Annotated in this window: 16 protein-coding genes and 5 pseudogenes; 14 read left to right on the top strand and 7 right to left on the bottom strand. The window is 71.9% G+C overall.

From position 1 onward, the window contains the following. The first annotated feature begins 94 nt into the window (after positions 1-94). Both secF and AC38ZX_RS11255 read left to right on the top strand, forming a co-directional pair. Entirely contained in the window at positions 95-1447 is a 1353-nt protein-coding gene (gene secF, locus AC38ZX_RS11260; RefSeq protein WP_491297381.1) for a protein translocase subunit SecF, read from the top strand. A gap of 69 nt (positions 1448-1516) precedes the next feature. Then, positions 1517-3842, top strand: a pseudogene (locus AC38ZX_RS11255) (RelA/SpoT family protein). A 9-nt stretch (positions 3843-3851) separates the two neighbouring features. On the opposite strand, the gene AC38ZX_RS11250 reads toward AC38ZX_RS11255, so the two are convergent. Together AC38ZX_RS11250 and AC38ZX_RS11245 are read right to left on the bottom strand one after the other, a co-directional pair. Continuing rightward, a complete protein-coding gene (locus AC38ZX_RS11250; protein WP_491294169.1) occupies positions 3852-4412 on the bottom strand; it encodes a hypothetical protein in 561 nt (186 codons plus the stop codon). 115 nt (positions 4413-4527) lie between these two features. Continuing rightward, positions 4528-6366, bottom strand: a complete 1839-nt coding sequence (locus AC38ZX_RS11245; protein WP_491294168.1) for a DUF349 domain-containing protein — start codon at positions 6364-6366, stop codon at positions 4528-4530. Positions 6367-6415: 49 nt separating this feature from the next. Between AC38ZX_RS11245 and AC38ZX_RS11240 the strand changes: the two genes are divergently transcribed. Next, a complete protein-coding gene (locus tag AC38ZX_RS11240; RefSeq protein WP_491294167.1) occupies positions 6416-6865 on the top strand; it encodes a hypothetical protein in 450 nt (149 codons plus the stop codon). On the opposite strand, the gene AC38ZX_RS11235 is transcribed toward AC38ZX_RS11240, so the two are convergent. Further along, on the bottom strand, positions 6817-7584 hold the full coding sequence (locus tag AC38ZX_RS11235; RefSeq protein WP_426592073.1) for a peptidylprolyl isomerase: 768 nt from the start codon (positions 7582-7584) through the stop codon (positions 6817-6819). The two genes, AC38ZX_RS11240 and AC38ZX_RS11235, sit on opposite strands and share 49 nt — an antisense overlap. Positions 7585-7731: 147 nt before the next feature. Here AC38ZX_RS11235 and AC38ZX_RS11230 point away from each other — a divergent pair, with 147 nt between their 5' ends. The 7 genes and pseudogenes from AC38ZX_RS11230 to AC38ZX_RS11200 all read left to right on the top strand — a co-directional run. After that, complete coding sequence (locus AC38ZX_RS11230; protein ID WP_426592072.1) at positions 7732-8457, top strand: MBL fold metallo-hydrolase; 726 nt, start codon at positions 7732-7734, stop codon at positions 8455-8457. A gap of 23 nt (positions 8458-8480) precedes the next feature. Beyond that, positions 8481-9835, top strand: a pseudogene (gene hisS / locus AC38ZX_RS11225) (histidine--tRNA ligase). A gap of 74 nt (positions 9836-9909) precedes the next feature. Then, on the top strand, positions 9910-11361 hold the full coding sequence (locus AC38ZX_RS11220) for an LAGLIDADG family homing endonuclease (RefSeq protein WP_491294165.1): 1452 nt from the start codon (positions 9910-9912) through the stop codon (positions 11359-11361). A gap of 188 nt (positions 11362-11549) precedes the next feature. Beyond that, the gene (locus AC38ZX_RS11215) at positions 11550-11984 is read left to right on the top strand and encodes a radical SAM family protein (RefSeq protein ID WP_491294162.1); all 435 of its coding nucleotides are present in this window, start codon (positions 11550-11552) and stop codon (positions 11982-11984) included. A 39-nt stretch (positions 11985-12023) separates the two neighbouring features. Next, a complete protein-coding gene (locus AC38ZX_RS11210) occupies positions 12024-12662 on the top strand; it encodes a hypothetical protein (RefSeq protein ID WP_491294159.1) in 639 nt (212 codons plus the stop codon). A gap of 53 nt (positions 12663-12715) precedes the next feature. Beyond that, a pseudogene (aspS, locus tag AC38ZX_RS11205) lies at positions 12716-14505 on the top strand (aspartate--tRNA ligase). Further along, positions 14505-15164 (top strand): annotated as a pseudogene (locus AC38ZX_RS11200) (GNAT family N-acetyltransferase); the annotation flags it as partial. The pseudogenes aspS and AC38ZX_RS11200, both read left to right, overlap by 1 nt. 104 nt (positions 15165-15268) lie before the next feature. On the opposite strand, the gene AC38ZX_RS11195 reads toward AC38ZX_RS11200, so the two are convergent. From AC38ZX_RS11195 to AC38ZX_RS11180, 4 genes are all read right to left on the bottom strand, one after another. Further along, the gene (locus AC38ZX_RS11195; protein WP_491294155.1) at positions 15269-15637 is read right to left on the bottom strand and encodes a hypothetical protein; all 369 of its coding nucleotides are present in this window, start codon (positions 15635-15637) and stop codon (positions 15269-15271) included. Between the two features lie 96 nt (positions 15638-15733). Further along, complete coding sequence (locus AC38ZX_RS11190; protein WP_491294151.1) at positions 15734-16576, bottom strand: MMPL family transporter; 843 nt, start codon at positions 16574-16576, stop codon at positions 15734-15736. Then, complete coding sequence (locus tag AC38ZX_RS11185) at positions 16573-17508, bottom strand: MMPL family transporter (protein WP_491294147.1); 936 nt, start codon at positions 17506-17508, stop codon at positions 16573-16575. The genes AC38ZX_RS11190 and AC38ZX_RS11185 overlap by 4 nt, the downstream gene beginning before the upstream one ends. Positions 17509-17540: 32 nt before the next feature. Beyond that, positions 17541-17972, bottom strand: a complete 432-nt coding sequence (locus AC38ZX_RS11180; RefSeq protein WP_491294143.1) for a hypothetical protein — start codon at positions 17970-17972, stop codon at positions 17541-17543. Positions 17973-18060: 88 nt separating this feature from the next. On the opposite strand from AC38ZX_RS11180, the pseudogene AC38ZX_RS11175 reads away from it, so the two are divergent. The 4 genes and pseudogenes from AC38ZX_RS11175 (at position 18061) to AC38ZX_RS11160 (ending at position 21127) form a co-directional block, all read left to right on the top strand. Beyond that, a pseudogene (locus tag AC38ZX_RS11175) lies at positions 18061-19434 on the top strand (replication-associated recombination protein A). A 242-nt stretch (positions 19435-19676) separates the two neighbouring features. Then, a complete protein-coding gene (gene rpsD / locus AC38ZX_RS11170) occupies positions 19677-20303 on the top strand; it encodes a 30S ribosomal protein S4 (RefSeq protein ID WP_426592063.1) in 627 nt (208 codons plus the stop codon). A 105-nt stretch (positions 20304-20408) separates the two neighbouring features. After that, positions 20409-20777: a DUF948 domain-containing protein gene (locus AC38ZX_RS11165; protein WP_426592062.1), complete on the top strand. Its 369-nt coding sequence runs from the start codon at positions 20409-20411 to the stop codon at positions 20775-20777. Continuing rightward, complete coding sequence (locus AC38ZX_RS11160; protein WP_426592061.1) at positions 20777-21127, top strand: hypothetical protein; 351 nt, start codon at positions 20777-20779, stop codon at positions 21125-21127. Before AC38ZX_RS11165 ends, AC38ZX_RS11160 begins: the two co-directional genes overlap by 1 nt. Positions 21128-21155 lie beyond the last annotated feature (28 nt).

Here is a 21155-nt window from a genome sequence, read left to right as displayed (position 1 = left end):
CAGACCTCCACCCTCGAGAACGCCGAGGTCGAGCAGGTCAAGGCCGCACTGGCGACGGCGTACGGGGTTCCCGTCGGGAACGTCACGAACTCTCATCGGGCCGTCCTGGGGCAAGGACATCTCGCAGAAGGCGATCATCGGCATCATCGTCTTCCTGGTGCTCGTCACCGTCGTGATGTCGGTCTACTTCCGGAACTGGCGAATGGCCCTGGCGGCGCTCCTGGCGCTCTTCCACGACCTCATCATCACGGTGGGCGTCTACGCGGCGGTCGGCTGGGAGGTGACGCCGGCGACGGTGATCGGCTTCCTGACCATCCTCGGCTACTCGATCTATGACACCGTCGTCGTGTTCGACAAGGTGCGCGAGAACACCGCGGACACGCTCGAGCAGTCGCGCTGGACCTACGCCGAGAAGGCCAACCTGGCCGTCAACCAGACGCTGGTCCGGTCGATCAACACCTCGGTCGTCGCGCTCCTGCCGGTCGCCGCGATCCTCTTCGTCGGCGCCGTCGTGCTCGGCGCCGGGACGTTGCGTGACATCGCGCTCGCCCTGTTCGTGGGCATGCTCATCGGCACGTTCTCGTCGGTCTTCCTGGCGACGCCGTTCGAGGTGGTCCTGCGTCAGCAGGAGCCCGCGATCAAGGCGCACACGGACAAGGTCCTCAAGGCTCGCGTGGCTGCGGCCGGCGGCGTGACGGACGAGGGCGAAGCTCGCGGCGACCGGTCCGATGTTCGTCCCGGCCGGCGCGCTCAAGGCGGGCTCGCACCAGGGCGTTGCGGCCCAGCCGAAGCGCCGCCCGACGAAGAAGTGACCCAGCCCGACCCCCAGTCGAGAACGGCAGGGGCGCCCTCGGACGCCCCTGCCGTCTCCACGCTCGTAGGTCCGGCCGACGCCGGTCGGGGCGGCACCGCCGTCGACCGGGCGGACGTCGTGCTGCGCGTGGAGCAGCTGGTCCGCCTCGTGCCGGACTACCCGGAGCCCGGGATCTTGTTCCGCGACATCACGCCTCTGCTCGCCGACGCCGACGCGTTCGCCGACGTGATCGCGGCGATCGCCGCCGCGGTGGACGGGCCCGTCGATCTCGTCGCAGGGATGGAGGCGCGGGGGTTCCTGTTCGCCGCTCCCGTCGCGGTCGCGCTCGGGGCCGGCGTCCTGCCGGTGCGCAAGGCCGGCAAGCTGCCAGGCCCGACCGCGTCCCAGTCGTACGCGCTCGAGTACGGCACGGCCACGATCGAGGTCCACCCGGACACCATCCCGGCCGGTGTGCGGGTACTCGTGCTCGACGACGTGCTCGCCACCGGCGGGACTGCCGCGGCGACCGTCGAGCTGCTCGAACGGTGCGGCGCCGTCGTCGTCGGGCTGACGTTCCTGGTCGAGCTCGAGGCCTTGCGCGGCCGCGACCTGCTCGGCGGCCGCCCGATCGACGTGCTGGTCACGGTCCCCTGAGGCGCCGGCGGTGCCGTCCGGGGGCTCGCACGGTCGTAGACTGACGCCTCGACCGAGGGAGGGGGTGCGATGACAGAGGACGTCCGCACGCCCGAGACCGGCCTCGACGGCGGCCCCGACGCCCAGCCCGGCGCCCCCTCGGGCCGCATGCGATCGCGGCTGGGCCGGTTCGGCGCACGCAGCGGCGCGGCGTTCCCGGCACTCGAGCCGGTGCTGCAGGCCGCGCGCACCAACCACCCGAAGGCCGACCTCGCGGTCGTCGAGCAGGCCTACGTGGTCGCCGAGAAGGCGCACCGCGGGCAGCTGCGCAAGAGCGGCGACCCGTACATCACGCATCCCGTCGCCGTCGCGACGATCCTGGCCGAGCTCGGCATGACACCCTCGACGCTGGCCGCCGCGCTCATGCACGACACGGTCGAGGACACCGACTACTCCCTGGACCAGCTGCGTCGCGAGTTCGGTCCCGAGATCGCGATGCTCGTCGACGGCGTGACCAAGCTGGACAAGGTCACCTACGGCGACGCCGCGCAGGCCGAGACGGTCCGCAAGATGGTCGTGGCGATGTCCCGCGACATCCGCGTCCTGGTGATCAAGCTCGCCGACCGGCTGCACAACGCCCGCACCTGGAAGTTCGTCGCGGCGGCCTCGGCCGAGAAGAAGGCGCGCGAGACGCTCGAGATCTACGCGCCCCTTGCCCACCGCCTCGGCATGAACACGATCAAGTGGGAAGCTCGAGGACCTGTCGTTCGCGACGCTCTACCCCAAGGTCTACGACGAGATCGTGCACCTGGTCGCGGAGCGCGCGCCCGCCCGCGAGGAGTACCTGGCCACCGTCCGTGAGCAGGTCGGTGCCGACCTGAACAAGGCGAAGATCAAGGCCACGGTCACCGGACGGCCGAAGCACTACTACTCGATCTACCAGAAGATGATCGTGCGCGGCCGCGACTTCGCGGACATCTACGACCTCGTGGGCGTCCGGGTGCTCGTCGACACCGTGCGCGACTGCTACGCGGCCCTCGGCTCGCTGCACGCGCGATGGAACCCGGTACCGGGCCGGTTCAAGGACTACATCGCGATGCCCAAGTTCAACCTCTACCAGTCGCTGCACACCACGGTGATCGGGCCCGAGGGCAAGCCGGTCGAGATCCAGATCCGCACGCACGACATGCACCGCCGGGCCGAGTACGGCGTCGCCGCGCACTGGAAGTACAAGGAGAGCGCCAAGGGCGCCGTGCCGGACGCTCAGGGCAACGACATGCAGTGGCTCCGGCAGCTGGTCGACTGGCAGAAGGAGACCGCCGACCCGAGCGAGTTCCTGGACTCCCTGCGGTTCGAGATCGCCGGCTCGGAGGTCTACGTCTTCACGCCGAAGGGTGACGTGATCGGCCTGCCGTCCGGGTCGACGCCGGTCGACTTCGCCTACGCCGTGCACACCGAGGTCGGGCACCGCACGATGGGCGCGCGCGTCAACGGCCGCCTGGTCCCGTTGGACTCCTCGCTCGAGAACGGGGACGTCGTCGACGTCTTCACCTCGAAGTCGGAGACCGCCGGGCCGTCGCGCGACTGGCTCGGCTTCGTCAAGAGTCCTCGCGCGCGGAACAAGATCCGGCAGTGGTTCTCCAAGGAGCGCCGCGAGGAGGCGATCGAGCACGGCAAGGACGCCATCGCCAAGGCGATGCGCAAGCAGAACCTGCCCATCCAGCGGCTGCTCTCGCACGAGTCGCTCGTCGCCGTGGCCAACGAGATGCGCTACGCCGACGTGTCGTCGCTGTACGCCGCGATCGGCGAGGGCCAGGTGTCCGCCGCCACGGTCGTCCAGCGGCTCGTGCAGTCGATGGGCGGCGAGACCGCGAACGAGGAGGACCTCGCCGAGGTCGCGCGCCCCGGCAGCACGCAGCGCCGCGTCCGTACGGGCGACCCGGGCGTCATCGTCAAGGGCGTCGACGACATCTGGGTCAAGCTTGCCAAGTGCTGTACACCGGTGCCCGGAGACGACATCGTCGGGTTCGTGACCCGCGGCGCAGGCGTCTCCGTGCACCGTTCGGACTGCATCAACGTGGCGAGCCTGCGGGCCGAGCCCGAGCGCATGGTCGACGTGCAGTGGAGCCAGACGAGGTCGTCGCTGTTCCTCGTGCAGATCCAGGTCGAGGCGCTCGACCGCAGCAGGCTCCTCTCGGACGTCACACGCGTGCTGTCCGACTCGCACGTGAACATCCTGTCGGCGTCGGTCTCGACCTCGCGGGACCGCGTGGCGCTCTCGCGGTTCGTGTTCGAGATGGCGGAACCGTCGCACCTGGCCTCGGTACTCGCCGCGGTCCGCAAGGTTGAGGGCGTCTTCGACGTCTATCGCGTGACCGGCGCCAAGTCGGCCGACGGGCCCGTGACCCGCGCCTGACGCGTCCCGTCAGGCCAGCCGGCGGAGCGCGTCCCGGGCGCCCAGGATGCCCCGGTGGCCGGCGAGACGGTCGAGCTGCTCGAGAGCCAGCTCGGGGTCGAACCCGACGGTGAGCAGCGGTTCGAGCAGTCGGAGCGCCTCGCCGAGCGGCAGCTGACGACAGACGTCGATCCCGGTCCGCTGCACGGTCGTCGCGCGAACGAGCCCGACCGGTTCCACGTCGTCGGGCCCGAACGTGGCCTCGGCCGTGAGGCGCAGCGGGTGCGGGTCTGGCCGGCGCGAGCGGGACGCGACGAGCACGTCGACGCGACGAGGCGGGAACAGCCCGGTGAGCAGCCAGACCGCGCTCCGACGCCCCACCACACCCCGGGCCGGTACGAGCGGGGCGAGCGCGAGCGAGCGCCTGGCGGGCGTCTCCTCGAGGTCGGCCGCGATCGCGACGTCGCCCCACAACGGCCTCAGGACGCCGTCGTCCAGGTACCTCCACCACGCGGCGGCGCCGACATCGGACCGCCGCAGCGTCTCGGGGAGGATCAGCGGTCGGGAACGGTACGGGGCGAGGACGTCCATCCGACGAGCATCGCCGGAACGCGAGCCCCGACGCCGCCGAGCAGCCGATCTGTGGACGACGACGGGGCCGGGCCGACCGGCCCGGCCCCGTCGAACGATCAGCTGGCCGTCCCCGTCAGCCGCGGGCGTCCTGGGCCGCCCGCTGAACCTGCTCGAGCCACGCGCGACGGGCGTCGAGCGCTGCCTGGGCGTCGGCGATCTTGCGGGCGTCGCCCACGGCCTTGGCCTTCGCGAGGTCGGCCTCGAGCCCGGCGATGGCCTGCTCGAGCTGAGCAGCCGCACCCTCGGCGCGCGCGCGCGTCTCGGGGTTGGTGCGACGCCACTGCGCCTGGTCGGTGTCGCGGACGACCGCCTCGACCGCGCGCAGCCGGCCCTCGATGCGCTGGACGTCGCCGCGCGGAACCTTTCCGGCGGCCTCCCAGCGGTCCTGGATCCGGTTGAGCGTCTGCTTGGCGGCGGCGAGGTTGGTGACCGGGAGCAGCGCCTCGGCCTCGGCGAGGAGGGCCTCCTTGACCTCGAGGTTCGCGCGGAACTCCTCGTCGGTCGCGGCGCTCTGGGCGTCGCGCGCCGCGAAAAACGCGTCCTGGGCGGCCCGGAACCGGGCCCACAGGGCGTCGTCGTCGGCACGGCTGGCGCGGCCCGCTGCCTTCCACTGGACCATCAGGTCGCGGAAGACCCCGGCGGTCGCGCCCCAGTCGGTGCTGGTCTGGAGACGCTCGGCCTCGGCGACCAGGGACTCCTTGACCTGCTTGGCGGAGGCGTTGCGGGTCTCGAGCTCGGCGAAGAAGTGCCGACGCTCGCGGTCGAACGTGGTCCGTGCGTGGCTGAACCGCTTCCAGAGGGTCTCCTCCGTCGGCCGGTCGAGGCGCGGTCCCGTGCGCTGCGCCTCCTTCCACTGGTCGAGCAGCACGCGCAGCTGCTCCCCGGCGGGCCGCCACTGGATGCGCGACGGGTCCGTGCCGGCGATCTTCTCGGCCTGCTCGACGATCTGGGTGCGGGAGACGACGGCTGCCTCGCGGGCGGCCGCCCGCTCCGCCTCGGCGACGGCGCGACGCTCGGCCGCGGTGGCGCGCAGAGCCTCGAGCCGGGCGCGCAGCCCGTCCAGGTCGCCGACGGCGGCCGGCTCGGCCGTCTCCTCGGTCAGCTTGGCGAGCGTCTGGTCGATCTCCTTGACGGAGAGGTCAGCCGCGCCGAGGCGAGCCTCGAAGAGCGCCACCTTGGCCTGGAGGTCGAGGAACCGCCGCACGTAGAGCGCAAGAGCCTCATCCTTGGTCGCGCCCGGGAACTGCCCCACGACGCGCTCGCCGGCGGCCTCGCGCACCGACACCGTGCCCTCGTCGTCGACGCTGCCGAAGGTGGCGGCGATCGCTGCCTCGGCGGCGTCCTGCGGGGGTGCGACCGGTGCCGGCGCGGCCGCGGCGGACGCCGGGGTTGCGGGGTGGGTCGGCGGGTGGGGGACGGGACGCGGCCGCGGGCTCGGGCGCGGCGTGGGCCGGGGGGCCTCGTCGGTCGGGGTGACGGCGTCGAGCACGGTGACGTCGTCCGAGACGACCTCGCCGTCGACCCTGACGATGTCCTCGACCACGACGACCTGCTCGACGACGTCGGGCGCGCCGTCGCCGTCGACGTCGGTCACGACGGTGATCTCCTCGACCACGACGGTCTCCTCGACGACGTCGAGCTCCCCGTCCCCGTCGACGTCCGCGACGACGGTCGTCTCGTGCACCGTGACGACGTCCTCGATGACCTCGTCGTCCGTGATCGTGATCTCGTCGGAGACGACCTCCTCGGACACGGTGACGTCCTCGAGCACGGAGACCTCGTCGGAGACGACCTCGCCGTCGATCGTGACGATCTCCTCGAGGACCACGAGGTCCTCGACGACGTCGATGACGCCGTCGCCGTCGACGTCCGTCGCAGTCGTGACGTGCTCGACGAGCTCGGTCTCCTCCACGACGTCGAGCTTCTCCGTCGCCGTCGACGTCCGCGACGACGGTCGTGTCGTGCACCGTGACGACGTCCTCGACGACCTCGTCGTCGGTGATCGTGATCTCGTCGGAGACGACCTCGTCGGACACGGTCACGTCCTCGACGACCGTGACCGCGTCGGCGACGACATCACCGTCGACGGTGACGACCTCCTCGACCAGCAGGGCGGTCTCGACGACGTCGCCGTCCGAGATCACGGTGACCTCCTCGACGAGGACGACGTCCTCGACGACCGCGCCGTCGACCAGCGCGATCTCGTCGGAGACGACCTCCTCGGTGACGACGACGGCGTCGGCGTCCTCGAGATCGTCGGGGGAGTCGGACGCGGCGAGCGCCTCGTCCGGCGCGTCGACCGCCTCGGTCCCGGGGGCCACCTCCGCGTCGTCGGGCACGGGACCGGGCGTCGGGGTCTGAGTCACTGGATCTTCACTCCCTCGATGATGACGTCGGACACCGGGGCCTGAGTGCCCGTCGTGGTGCCCGCGTCGGCGATGGCCTGCACGACGGGCATACCCGACGTGACGTGACCGAACACGGTGTAGCCGCCCGCGGTGTCCGCGGGGATGGTCGAGTCCTTGTAGACGATGAAGAACTGGCTGCCCATCGACGAGCCGTTGTTCTGCTGTCGGGCCATGGCGATCGTGCCGGCCGGGTAGACCCCGTCGGCGGGCGCGTTCTCGATCGGTCCCCAGGTGTAGCCGGGGCCGCCCGAGCCGGTGCCGGTCGGGTCGCCGCACTGCAGCACGAAGAGGCCGTCGGCCTCACCGGTGAGGCGGTGGCACTTCGTCTTGTCGAAGAAGCCCTTGCCGGCCAGCGTCACGAAGTTGGCGACGGCCTGCGGCGCCGCGGCACCGTCGAGCGAGATGCCCACGTCGCCCTGCGTCAACGAGATGTCGCCGGTCCAGGTGCGGGCCTGCGCGAGGGAGGGGTCCGGCACGTCGGCGGAGTTGGCGGTGGGCGCGGTCGTCGGTTCGGCGGCCGGTGTCGTGGCCGATGCGGACGGCGTGCCGTCGTCGTTGTTCAGCACGACCAGCGCACCGACGCCGAGGGCCAGGACCAGGGCGGCGACGACGCTGCCCGCGATCCAGCGCTGACGCGACTTGCGCGCCCGCGCGTGAGCCTGACGCTCCTGCCACTTCTCGTACCGCCGACGCTCGTACTCCCGTTCGCGCTTGATGGACACGCCCACTCCTCGCATCGTTGTGCGTCGACGACAGGCACCTCACCTGCCGCACTGCACGAAGCAACCCCGGACAGTCTAGGCAAGCCCGGGGTGCGCACCGCCATCGGGGCCACGCGGCGGGACGGCGGGCGGGCTACGGTGCGTGGCATGCAGGTGATCACGGTCGTCGCCCCGGTGTTCGGCGCGCGGTGCAGCATCCTCGTCGACGACGACGGGTCGTGCGTCGTGCTGGACGCGGGGGCGGGGGTGGCGGACGACGTCCTCGACCTCGTCGCGGCCCGCGGGTTGACCCCCCTCGCGGTGCTGGCCACCCATGGTCACGTCGACCACACGTGGGACGCCGCCCGGCTGTCGGCGGCGTTCGAGGTGCCCGTCCTCCTGCACGCCGCGGACGCGTACCGGCTGGCCGACCCGTTCGGCACGCTCGGCGTCCTGGGCCACGCCGTGCACGACCCGCGCGGCCCGCTGGCGCAGGCGCTCGCCGCCGCGGGCGTCGAGCCGTCGTCCTACAAGGCGCCCACCCGGATCGAGACGTTCGGCGCCGCCGCGGACCCGCGCAGCCCGGACGTGACGCTCGAGCTGGGCGGCTTGCGGATCGTCGCGCGGCACGCGCCGGGGCACACCGAGGGCAGCACGCTCTACCTCATCGACACGGGTGACGCAGGCGAGGGCCAGCTCGCGTTCACGGGCGACGTCCTGTTCGCCGGCACGATCGGCCGCACCGACCTGCCGGGTGGTGACTCGGCCACCATGGAACGCACCCTTCGGGAGGTGGTGGCCCTCCTCGCCCCGCCGACGGTCGTCATCCCGGGGCACGGGCCGACCAGCACCATGGCCTCCGAGCTGGTGGACAACCCGTTCTTGAACGGCTGAGACGTCTGGAAGGATCGGGCCCCATGGCACGACCGACCCCCCTGTCCGGATTCCCCGAGTGGCTGCCCGAGGGGCGCCTCGTCGAGCAGCACGTCCTCGACGTCCTGCGCCGCACGTTCGAGCTGCACGGGTTCGCCGGGATCGAGACCCGGGCGGTCGAGCCGCTCGACCAGCTCCTGCGCAAGGGCGAGACCTCCAAGGAGGTCTACGTGCTGAGCCGGTTGCAGGAGGAGGAGCTCGATCGGACCGCCGGGCTGGGCCTGCACTTCGACCTGACCGTGCCCTTCGCGCGGTACGTGCTGGAGAACGCCGGGCACCTGGCCTTCCCGTTCCGGCGCTACCAGATCCAGAAGGTCTGGCGCGGTGAGCGCCCGCAGGACGGGCGCTTCCGCGAGTTCGTCCAGGCAGACATCGACGTGGTGGGCGCCGGAGCGCTCCCGTACCACTACGAGGTCGAGCTGCCCCTGGTCATGGCCGCCGCTCTCGGCGCGCTCCAGGAGATCGGCGTCCCCCCGGTGCGGATCCTCGTGAACAACCGGAAGGTCGCGGAGGGCTTCTACCGCGGTCTCGGCCTGGACGACGTCGAGGCCGTGCTGCGCTCCATCGACAAGCTGGACAAGATCGGTGCGGACAAGGTCGCCGCGTTGCTCGTCGCCGAGGTGGGTGCCGACGAGGCGCAGGCGCGCGCATGCCTCGCGCTCGCCGCGATCAGCGGCTCCGACGAGGGCGTCATCGACGCCGTCCGCGCCCTTGCCTCGAGCCTGGACGTCTCGACGAGCTTCTCGACGAGGGCCTCGCGGAGCTCGGTGCTCTGATCCGCGCGGCCTCCGTGCGGGCACCGGGCGTCGTCGTCGCGGACCTGAAGATCGCGCGCGGGCTCGACTACTACACAGGGTCCGTCTACGAGACGGTCCTGGTCGGCCACGAGCAGCTCGGCTCGATCTGCTCCGGCGGCCGGTACGACACGCTCGCGTCGGACGGGGCGACGACCTACCCGGGCGTCGGTCTGTCGATCGGCGTGTCCCGGCTGGTCTCTCGCCTCCTCGGCGCGGGCCTCGTCCGCGCCAGCCGTTCCGTGCCCAGCGCAGTTCTGGTCGCGGTTGCGTCGGAGGAGGACCGGGACCGTTGCGACGCGGTCGCGGCGACGATCCGGTCGCGTGGCATCCCCGTCGAGGTCGCCCCCTCGGCCGCCAAGTTCGGCAAGCAGATCCGGCACGCGGACCGGCGCGGGATCCCGTTCGTGTGGTTCACAGGCGTCGACGGCGCGCCCGACCAGGTCAAGGACATCCGCTCGGGGGAGCAGGTGGATGCCGACGCGAGCACCTGGGCACCCGACGCGGCCGACCTGTGGCCGCGGGTGGTGCCCGCCGAGGCTTGACAGGCGTTCGAACACATGTTCGCATGAGGTCATGCGATGGGATGGCCAGAAGCTTCGGGACGGACGATGCGACCGTGCTGCCCGGGCTCGCCATGGCGGGACTGCAGCGCAGCGTGCGGACGCCCGAGTTCGCCGGCGTCACGTTCCACGAGGTCACCTGCAAGAGCGCCCTGAACAAGGTGCCGGCGGCGTCGGCGATGCCGTTCCGGTGGACGGTCAACCCCACGAGGGGCTGCCTCCATGCCTGCTCCTACTGCCTCGATCCAACCACCCGGATCCTGATGGCCGATGGGCGCGAGCGGGCGCTCGGTGACATCGCCATCGGCGACGAGATCATGGGGACCCGCCTGATCGGCCGTTACCGTCGCTACGACCGGACCGTGGTCAGCGACGTCTGGCATACGCGGAAGCGCACGTTCCGGGTGACTCTCGAGGACGGCACGGTCCTCGTGGCGAGCGGTGATCACCGCTTCCTGACGACACGCGGATGGAAGCACGTGACCGGCGCGACGTCGGGTCGTGAGTGCCGACCGCATCTGACGACGAACGACAAACTTCTCGGCTTCGGCGTCGGGCTGGTACCCGCCGCCGACGACGTCACCATGCGCTCTACCGACTTTCGACGCGGCTATCTCGCCGGAATGATCCGGGGCGACGGCACGATGCTCCAGCGCACGTACACCAGGCAGTCCGGGCGCCCCGATGACGTGAGCAGGTTCCGGCTCGCTCTCGCGGACTCCGAGGCGCTCGACCGGAGTCAGCAGTACCTCTCCGACGAGGGAGTCGCGACGTATCGGCGACCGTTCGGCCGCCCGCAGATGAACCGGCGTCCCATGTCCGGCATCTTCACCTCTCGAACCGCGCACCATGACGACATCACGGGCCTGATCGCGTGGCCACCCGAACCGAGTGTGGCCTGGCGGCAGGGCTACCTGTCGGGGCTCGTCGACGCCGAAGGTAGCTGCTCGCGCGGAGTCCTGCGCATCTCGAACTCAGATCCGGCGATTCTTGCGCAGGCGCGGCAGGCGTTGTCGTCCCTGGGGATCCCGCACGTTCAGGAGCCGGCGCGGCAGAACGGGGTCGCCAACATCCGCGTCACCGACGGACTCGCCGAACGGAGGCGGTTCTTCGCGCAGACGAGCCCGGCGATCACTCGCAAGCTTCGACTTCGTAGGAATGGAAGTGACGTCCACCGCGCGGCTTCGGGTCGTATCGATCGAGGACCTCAAGGTGGTGTCGGACCTGATCGACATCACGACGGCGACCGGCGACTTCATCGCCAACGGAGTGATCAGCCACAACTGCTTCGCGCGGCCGACGCACGAGTACCTCGAGCTGAACGCCGGGCGGGACTTCGAGACGCAGATCGTCGTGAAGACGAACGTCGTCGACGTGCTGCGGGCCGAGCTGCACCGGCCGTCGTGGCAGCGGGAGCACGTCGCGCTCGGCACCAACACCGACCCGTACCAGCGCGTGGAGGGTCGCTACCGGCTCATGCCGGGCATCATCGACGCGCTGGCCGGTAGCGGAACACCGCTCTCGATCCTCACCAAGGGCACGCTGCTACGGCGTGACCTCCCGCTGCTCGCGGAGGTGCAGCGCACGGTTCCCGTCGGGATCGGGGTCTCGCTGGCGATCGGCGACGAGGCGCTGCAGCAGGCCATGGAGCCCGGAACGCCGACGCCCCGCGCTCGCCTGGAGCTTCATCCGTGCGGTGCGCGAGGCGGGCCTGCCGTGCGGCGTCATGGTGGCGCCGGTGCTGCCGTGGCTGACGGACGACCGTGCCCGACTCGACGCCCTGCTGGCGGAGCTGGCCGCTGCGGGGGCGACGGGCGTCACGGTCCTGCCGCTGCACCTGCGCGGCCCGGTCAAGCCGCTCTTCCTCGCCTGGCTCGGCGAGCACGCCCCCGCGCTGGTGCACCGGTACGAGGCGCTCTACGGGCGCGGCGCCTACGTGCCGCAGGAGTACGCCCGCTGGCTCGAGCGTCGGGTGCGTCCGTTGTTGGTCCGGCACGGCTTCGAGGGCCGGGACCGGCGTGCGTTCCGACGGCAGGGGGAGGGGGCGTACCCGGAAGGGAGCGTCGTCGCCGACGCCGGGTTGCCGGCGCTCGAGCTGCCGGTCGCCGCGGCGCAGCCGGTGCTGTTCTGAGCACGGGCGGTGCGCCGGACACGCACCTGGCGTGTCCGGGTGACCACCAGCCGCATCTCGTTCGACGGGCACATCGCCGGGTTCGGGACCGTCGAGGGCACGCGCGTGGTCGTCGGCCGCTGGCTGGTCTCGCCGCTCGGGTCCTTCGTCGACGTCATGGTCGAACGCGCCGACGGCGCCCGCCTGCTGCTTGCGCCGCGCGACGACGTCGCGGAGCTGGTGGCGGCGACGTACACGTCCGACGCATCCCACGTCGTGCCCGTGACGTTGCAGACCGACGAGGCGCGGCGTCGCTGGAGGCCGCGCGCGGGGCCGCTGACCGCCGGCCTCACGATCGGTCCTCGGACGGTCGTCGGGCTCATGCTGGCGCTGGTGCCGCGCCATCCGGCGGTCGCTCCACTGCTCGCGACGGCGGTCGACCCGCTCGCCCGCGTGGTCCTGACCGGCGTCCGCGCCCACGGGACGGCAGGCCACGATCGTCGGGAGTGGTACGCCGCGACCGACCAGCACGCGGTGACCGGAGTCCGCGCGCTGTGGGGCTCCTCGGACCTCGGGGGACTGGCACCGGTCGGCCCGGCGGTCCCGCTCGGGTTCTCGTCGGTGCCGCTGACGCCGAGCCTCACGCGAGTCCGCAGCGCGATGGAATTGACGGCGGGCCGCCGACCCGGCGGGCACTAAGATCGTGCGGGCGTCCGACGGGCGCTCCCACTCCCGACCCCGAAGGACCTTCCGTGCTCCGCACCCACACGGCCGGCTCTCTGCGAGCCGAGCAGATCGGCACCACCGTCACCCTCACGGGCTGGGTGGACCGGCGGCGCGATCACGGCGGCGTCGCGTTCGTGGACCTGCGGGACGCGTCCGGCATCGCCCAGGTCGTGATCCGCGACGAGAGCGTCGCGCACGGCCTGCGCGCCGAGTACGTGCTGCAGGTGACGGGCGAGGTTGGTCGTCGGCCCGAGGGGAACGAGAACCCGAACCTCGCGACAGGCGAGATCGAGCTCGTCGCCGCGGACGTCGTCGTGCTCAACGAGGCGGCGCCGCTGCCGTTCCAGGTGTCGTCGTCGCTGGACGAGACGGTCGGCGAGGAGGCGCGCCTGAAGTACCGCTACCTCGACCTGCGCCGGCCGGCCCCCGCCAAGGCCATGCGCCTGCGCGCCAAGGCCAACCAGGCCGCGCGTCGCGTGCTCGACGCGCAGGACTTCGTCGAGGTGGAGACGCCCACGCTGACGCGCTCGACGCCCGAAGGTGCCCGCGACTTCCTGGTGCCCGCGCGACTGAGCCCCGGCTCCTGGTACGCGCTGCCGCAGTCGCCGCAGCTGTTCAAGCAGCTGCTGATGGTCGGCGGGCTCGAGCGGTACTACCAGATCGCCCGCTGCTACCGCGACGAGGACTTCCGCGCGGACCGTCAGCCGGAGTTCACGCAGCTGGACGTCGAGATGGCTTCGTCGAGCAGGACGACGTCATCGCGCTCGGCGAGCAGGTGCTGGTCGCGCTCTGGGACCTGATCGGGGTCACCATCCCGACGCCGATCCCGCGCATGACGTTCGCCGACTCGATGGCCCGGTACGGCAACGACAAGCCGGACCTGCGCTTCGGCCTCGAGCTGGTCGAGCTGACCGAGTACTTCGTCGACACCCCGTTCCGCGTGTTCCAGGCGCCCTACGTCGGTGCCGTCGTCCAGCCGGGTGGCGGTTCGACGCCGCGCCGCGGGTTCGACGCCTGGCAGGAGTGGGCCAAGCAGCGCGGCGCCAAGGGCCTCGCGTACGTCACGGTCGGCGAGGACGGCGAGCTCGGGGGACCGGTCGCCAAGAACCTGTCCGAGGCCGAGCGGGCCGGTCTGGTGGCCGCCGTCGGCGCGAGCCCGGGCGACGCGGTGTTCTTCGCGGCGGGCAAGACGAGCGAGGCCAGGGGGCTGCTCGGGGCCGCGCGCCTCGAGATCGGCCGCCGCGGCGACCTCATCGACCCGGACGAGTGGAAGTTCGTCTGGATCGTGGACGCGCCGCTGTTCAAGCCCACCGGCGAGGACGACGACGTCGCGGTGGGCGGCGGCGCCTGGACGGCCGTGCACCACGCGTTCACGTCGCCGACGCCGCAGTGGATCGACACGTTCGAGCAGGACCCGGGCGCAGCGCTGGCCTACGCCTACGACATCGTCTGCAACGGCAACGAGATCGGCGGCGGATCGATCCGTATCCACCGCCGGGACGTCCAGGAGCGCGTGTTCGACCTCATGGGCATCGGCCCGGCCGAGGCGCAGGAGAAGTTCGGCTTCCTGCTCGACGCGTTCCAGTTCGGCGCGCCGCCGCACGGCGGGATCGCGTTCGGCTGGGACCGCATCCTCGCGCTGCTGACCGGCTCGGAGTCGATCCGCGACGTCATCGCGTTCCCGAAGTCGGGCGGTGGCTACGACCCGCTGACGGCCGCACCGGGACCGATCACGCCCGAGCAGCGCCGCGAGGCGGGCGTCGACTTCACGCCGAAGCCGGCGTCCGCAGGTCCGGAAAGCGCGCCCAAGGCCTGATGGCGGATTTCCTCGAGCGCCTCCCGCCCCGGTGGCGGGAGGACCGCATGATCCTCGGCGACCGTGCCCGGTGGCGCGACGTCGAGGTGATCGGGGACGACGACGGGTTGCTGCTCGTCATCGACGGACCGCGTCGACCGACGCTGCTCGGGCGCGGCGACGCCGAGGCGGTTGGCGCGCTGGTCGCCCGCGCGGAGTACGGCCCCGCGCGCTGGATGAGCGTCCCGCGAGGCTGCGCACCCGGTCCTGACGTGCTGAGCGGGCTCGATCTGGCGCCCTTCTCGACGTGGGACTGGCTGACCTCCGACACACTTCCGTCCGCTGTCCCGCGGGAGGGTGAGGTGCGCCGGCTCGACCACGTCGCCGACGCCGACCGGATCCACACGTGCCTGCGAGAGGCGAATCCGGGGACGTCGGCCGATCCCGCGGGCGACCACGAGCTCGGCTGGTGGGGTGTCGAGGTCGACGGACTCCTGGCAGGCGTCGTCGGCGTCAACGAGCGAGGCGGGCCGACCGACGGCGGCTCGTCGTGGCACGTGCACGGTCTGGGCGTCCTGCCGCGCCTGCGCGGGGCGGGTCTCGGTGCGGCGTTGACGGCCGCGGTCACCCGAGCCGGGCTGACCGGCGGGGCTTCCTGGGTCTCGCTCGGCATGTACGCGGAGAATGACGGAGCCCGTCGCCTGTACCACCGCCTCGGCTATCGGACGGAGGCCGAGCCGCCTCGTTCGGGCCGGCCGGGCAGGATCGTCCGCCGGGCTGAGGCTCACCAGCGCAGCGGCGGCGGGCCGTCCTGCGTGAACGCCGGGTTGCGTGGCTCGTCGACCGGCTCGGGCGTCGGGTCGTCCTCGTGGACCCATGCCCAGATGCCGGGCAGGAACTTCAGCCAGAGCAGCAGGTTGTCGGCGTCGAAGACGATCCACCACTTCTCCGCGACCCACACGAAGAGCGCCGTCGTCGCGACGATGACCGCCGTCCATCCGACGCCGAACGCGATGACGAACGAAGCGGTCAGGAGGAGCAGCGGCGCGACGACGCCCGCGGTCGCGGTGACGGCGACGGCCCGGCGCACCCGACGTTCTGGATACCAGCTCCACCGGACGCCGAGGAGGTCCTGCCAGGTCGTGCCGAACACTCTGCGCACCCTTCGCTGTGGACGGCGGGAGAGTCACGACGCTACCGGCGGTCGTCCGCTCGACGCATGGCCGTCACCCGTTCGGTCGGGCGCGGGTCAGTGGATGATGCCCAGTCGTTCGTGCACCCGGCGCAGGAAGGCCGGTGCCCACCAGTTCCTCCGGCCGAGCAGGGTCATGGTCGCCGGGACCAGCAGCAGGCGGACGATCGTCGCGTCGATGAGCACCGCGATCGCGAGCGAGAAGCCGACCTCCTTGATCACGAGCAGCTTTCCGGCGACGAAGCCGGCGAACACCACGATGACGATCAGCGCCGCCGAGGTGATGATCCGGCCGGACCGCTGCATGCCGAGCCGGACGGCCTCGTCGTTGGGCACGCCGGCGTCGACCAGCTCCTTGATGCGCGAGAGCAGGAACACCTCGTAGTCCATCGCCAGGCCGAACCCGAACGCGATGACCAGGGTCACCACGTACGTCTCGATCCCGCCGGTCGGCGTGAAGCCGAGCAGCCCGGACAGGTGCCCGTCCTGGAACACCCAGACCATGACGCCGAGCGACGCGGCCAGGGAGAGCGCGCTGGTGAGCAGCGCCTGGACCGGCACGACGATCGAGCCCGTCATGAGGAAGAGCAGGACGATCGTGGCCAGGGCGACGATCGCGATCGCGATCGGTGCGCGGGCCATGACGGCCGCGGTGAAGTCGATCTGCGACGCGGCCTGCCCGATCACCCAGGTGGGGAAGGGGGCATCCAGGGCCCGGGCCTCCTCGACGACATGCCGGGACGTGGCGTCACCGGGATCGTCGGTGTCGGGCCGGACGCCGATCGTGACGTAGGAGCCGACCGCGGCCGGCGGGTCGACGGACGCGACCCCGTCGATGCCCTCCAGGGTCGCGGCCCAGCTGGTCGCCTCCGCGAGCGTGGTCTCGGCGACGATCGTCACGGCCGGCGTCGACGCGGCGGGGTAGTCGCTGGCCAGGCGTCTCCACGAACTGTCGCTGGGTGCTTCCCTGGGGCAGGAAGCTCGGTGGTCGAGTTGCGCACCTCGAGGTGCGCGAGGGGGACTGCCAGCAGGCCGAGCAGCACGACGGTCGCGCCGAGCACCCACCAGGGACGGCGCTGGACCCGCCCGGTGAGCCGGGAGAACAGGCCCTCCTCGGTCTGGACGTCGGAGGTGTGCGCGAGCACGACGCGCAGCCCGGGCACCCGGTCCAGCACGCTCGGTCGGATCAGCCGCCGGCCGGCGAGGGTCATCAGCGCGGGCACGAGGGTCAGTGCCGAGAGCAGCGCGACGACGATGACGGCGACGCCCGCCGCTCCGAACGCGCGAAGGATCGGTGGTTGGAAGACGAGGAGCCCGGCGATCGCGATGGCGACGATCAGGGCGGAGAACGTCACGGTCCGTCCCGCCGTGGCCATGGTGCGCTCGATCGCCGTGATCACGGCGCCGTCGCCACGCCGTCGTCGGCTCGCCCGGCCCTCGTCCTCGTCGACGAGCCGGTGCAGCTCCTCCCGGAACCTCGAGACCATGAGCAGGCCGTAGTCGATCGAGAGCCCGAGGCCGAGGACGGTGACGATGTTGACCACGGACGAGTCGAGGTCGATCACGTACGAGAAGGCCAGCAGCGCCGCGAGCCCACCGGAGATCGACGCGATCGCGCCCGCCATCGGCATCGCGGCGGCCAAGAACCCGCCGAACACCAGCACCATGACGATGAGGGCGATGGGCAGGGCGATCGCCTCGCCCGTGCGCAGGTCGGTCTGGACCTGCTGGGTGATCGCGTCGACGATCAGTGGCGTGCCGCCGACGATGCCCGTGACACCCGGCGCGGCGGACTGCAGGTGGGCGGGCACCTGGTCGAGCTGGGTGTGCACCTCGTCGACGACGGCGGTCTGCGCGTCGCCGGTCAGCGACGGATCGAGGCTTCCACGACGACGAGGAAGCCGTCGCCACCCGTGGCCACGAGGGGCGCAGCGGCGGGGTTCGCGGCGCCGTCGGGCAGCCCGAGCGGGTCGATCACGGTGGCGACGCCGTCGATCGCGGACAGCTGCGCCCGCACGGAGTCCATCGCGTGGTCGACGGCCGGGTCCGCCGGGTCGATGCCCTGGAGGGCCAGCGTCAGCGACTCGCCGCTCTCGTCCGCCGTCTCGAGGATGGTGCGGCCCTGCTCGCTCTCGGACCCGGGTACCACGGGCGCGCCGGCGGTGAGCCGGTCGAACAGGTTGTCCCCGTGCACGCCGACCACGGCGAACGCGTAGCCGAGCACGACGAGGACGAGCCACACGGCGACGGTGAGGCGTGGGCGGTGGGCGACGATGCGACCGACACGGGCGAACACGCTGGCCATCGTCGCAGGTGGAGCGCGCAGCTCGCACACGCGCCGCCCCGGCGCCGTGCCCGTGGGTGTCCGTGCGTACTCTGCCCGCATGGACCTCTTCGATGCGGTGACGTCGACGACCTCGGGCCTGCCCACGGTCGGCGAGGGCGCGCCGCTCGCGGTGCGGATGCGGCCGCGCTCGCTGGACGAGGTCGCCGGGCAGGAGCACCTGCTCGTGGCGGGATCGCCCCTGCGCCGCCTGGTCGAGCCGGCCAACGCCGCTGCTCGTCGGGCCGCCCCGACGTCCGTGGTCCTGTGGGGTCCGCCCGGCACCGGCAAGACGACCCTGGCGTACCTGATCGCCGCGACGTCAGGCCGCCGGTTCGTGGAAGCTCTCGGCGGTCACGGCCGGAGTCAAGGACGTCCGGGCCGTCATCGAGGACGCGCGCCGACGGCTGGCCACGGGCGGCGCCGAGACCGTCCTGTTCATCGACGAGGTGCACCGGTTCACCAAGGCCCAGCAGGACGCGCTGCTGCCGAGCGTCGAGAACCGCTGGGTGACGCTCGTGGCCGCGACCACGGAGAACCCGTCGTTCTCGGTGAACTCCCCGCTGCTGTCGCGGTCGCTGCTGCTGACGCTGCAGCCGCTCGGCACGGACGACGTCCGACGCCTCGTGCGCCGCGCCGTCCAGGACGAGCGCGGTCTGGCCGGAGCGGTGGCGCTCGACGACGACGCCGAGGAGCACCTCCTGCGCCTGTCCGGGGGCGACGCCCGCAAGGCCCTGACCATCCTCGAGGCGGCCGCCGGCGCTGCGCTGTCGGAGGACGGCGCGGTCGAGCCGGTGCTGATCGACCTCGCGACCATGGAGCGCGCCATCGATGTGGCCGCGGTCCGCTACGACCGGGACGGCGACCAGCACTACGACGTCATCAGCGCGTTCATCAAGTCGATGCGCGGGTCCGACGTCGACGCCTCCCTGCACTACCTGGCGCGGATGATCGCCGCGGGGAGGACCCGCGGTTCATCGCGCGGCGTATCGTCATCGCCGCCGCCGAGGACGTCGGCATGGCGGACCCGAGCGCGCTGCAGACGGCCGTCGCGGCCGCGCAGGCCGTCGCGCTCATCGGGATGCCGGAGGCCCGCATCATCCTGGCGGAGGCGGTGGTCCACCTGGCCACGGCTCCGAAGTCCAACGCCGCGTACCTGGGCATCGACCGGGCCCTCGCGGACGTCCGGGCGGGCCGGATCGGTTCGGTCCCGACGCACCTGCGCGACGCCCACTACCCGGGCGCGCGCGACCTCGGGCACGGCACGGGCTACGTCTACGCGCACGACGAGCCGCACGCCGTCGCTGCGCAGCAGTACCTGCCCGACGAGCTGCTGGGCACGCGGTACTACGAGCCTAGCGACCGAGGCTACGAACGCTCGGTCACGGAACGCCTCGACCGCATCCGCGCGATCCTCGACGCTCCGGAGGGCTGACGCGCCCGCGAGGCCCCGGGGGATTGGGGGAACGAGGCGCGCACAAGGTAGAGTGGTCCGGTCGTCCGCGGGACGGGTGTGCATGCAGGCAGCTGCGCAGACCCGTGCAGACCCTGTCGGACGGCCACCTGGGGCCTTAGCCGCGCTGTGCACGAACAGCAGCGCATCCATGGTCGGTCCCACGCCCGTCGGAACCTTCTCCGCATCCGGGTGTGACGTCTACAACGACAGGAAGTATCTCTGTGAGCAGTGTGACCCGTTCGCGCCGCCAGGTTCGCCTGAGCCGCGCCCTCGGCCTGGCCCTGACGCCCAAGGCCGTCAAGCACTTCGAGAAGCGCCCCTACCCGCCCGGTGAGCACGGCCGTGCGCGTCGTCGCACCGAGTCGGACTACGCCGTCCGCCTGCGCGAGAAGCAGCGTCTGCGCGCCCAGTACGCGCTGCGCGAGAAGCAGATGGCCCGTGCGTACGAGGACGCCCGCAAGGCCCCGGGCCTGACCGGTGAGGCGCTCGTCGAGAACCTCGAGACCCGCCTGGACGCCCTCATCCTGCGCTCCGGCTTCGCCCGCACGATCCTCCAGGCCCGCCAGGTCGTCGTGCACCGCCACATCCTGGTCGACGGCAAGATCGTGGACCGTCCCTCGTTCCGCGTGAAGCCGGGCCAGACGCTCCAGGTCAAGCCGAAGAGCCAGGCCACCGTGCCGTTCCAGGTCGCCGCCGCCGGCGCGCACCGCGACGTGCTCCCGAACCTGCCCGGCTACCTGGACGTGCAGCTCGAGAAGCTGAGCGCCGTGCTGGTCCGCCACCCGAAGCGCGTCGAGATCCCCGTGACGTGCGAGGTCCAGCTGGTCGTGGAGTACTACGCCCGCTGATCCGCGGTTGACACGAACGCCCCGCTGCGCCTCGGCGCACGTGGGGCGTTCGTGCGCGGGTAGGGTTTCCGCGGGGTCGACGGCCCCGGGACCAGGAGGCTGGACATGTCGGTGGGTGACGTCGCGGGGCTGATCGCCGCGATCGCGTTCGTGCTGCTCGTGGGCGTGCTGGCCATACCGCTGGTGAAGCTGGGCCGGGTGTTCGACGAGACGACGGCGTCGGTCAAGGAGATCACCGCGCACACGGTCCCGGTCCTGGACGAGACCGCCACGCTGGTGGCGTCGTCCAACACCCAGCTGGAGAACATCGACACGGTGACCACGGCCGCAGCGCAGGTCTCCGAGAACGTCTCCGCACTGACCGCCCTGTTCGCCGCGACCGTCGGGTCGCCGATGATCAAGGTCGCAGCCTTCTCCTACGGCGTGCGACGGGCCCTGTCGGGTCTGGGCGCGAGCGCGCGCAAGGGCCGCTGATGCGCCGCCTGGTCTGGATCGGCGTCGGCGTCGTCGTCACGATCGTCGTGATCCGCAAGGGTCGCGCGGTGATCGAGGCCTACGTCCCCGCCGGCGCCACCGACGCGGTGAGCAGCGCGGCGCGGTTCGGGTCCGCGCTGCGGACCGTGCGCAGCGAGTTCGTCGCCGGGATGTCCGAGCGCGAGCGTCAGCTGCGGCACGACCTCGTCGGCGACGTCGACGTCGACCAGCTCCGCGCGGAGCGGCCCGAGCGTGTCGCGGACCTCAAGCGGTCGGTGCGCAGGTCGCGGGCAGACGACCTGGGTCCGACCGAAGACCCTGACGACGACGACGGCTACACCTTCTTCTAGCGACAATCGCGTCGACCGACGCCACGCA

The sequence above is a fragment of the Cellulomonas sp. McL0606 genome, from assembly GCF_058248365.1.
Note: the sequence above shows the minus strand (reverse complement) of the source record. Positions and strands in the feature narration are given on the sequence as shown.

Excerpts from the sequence above, each read along its gene's own strand:
- AC38ZX_RS11250 (WP_491294169.1), bottom strand. The coding sequence starts at position 4,412 with ATGGACGTCCTCGCCCCGTACCGTTCCCGACCGCTGATCCTCCCCGAG.
- AC38ZX_RS11165 (WP_426592062.1), top strand. The coding sequence starts at position 20,409 with ATGTCGGTGGGTGACGTCGCGGGGCTGATCGCCGCGATCGCGTTCGTG.
- AC38ZX_RS11160 (WP_426592061.1), top strand. The coding sequence starts at position 20,777 with ATGCGCCGCCTGGTCTGGATCGGCGTCGGCGTCGTCGTCACGATCGTC.
- AC38ZX_RS11230 (WP_426592072.1), top strand. The coding sequence starts at position 7,732 with ATGCAGGTGATCACGGTCGTCGCCCCGGTGTTCGGCGCGCGGTGCAGC.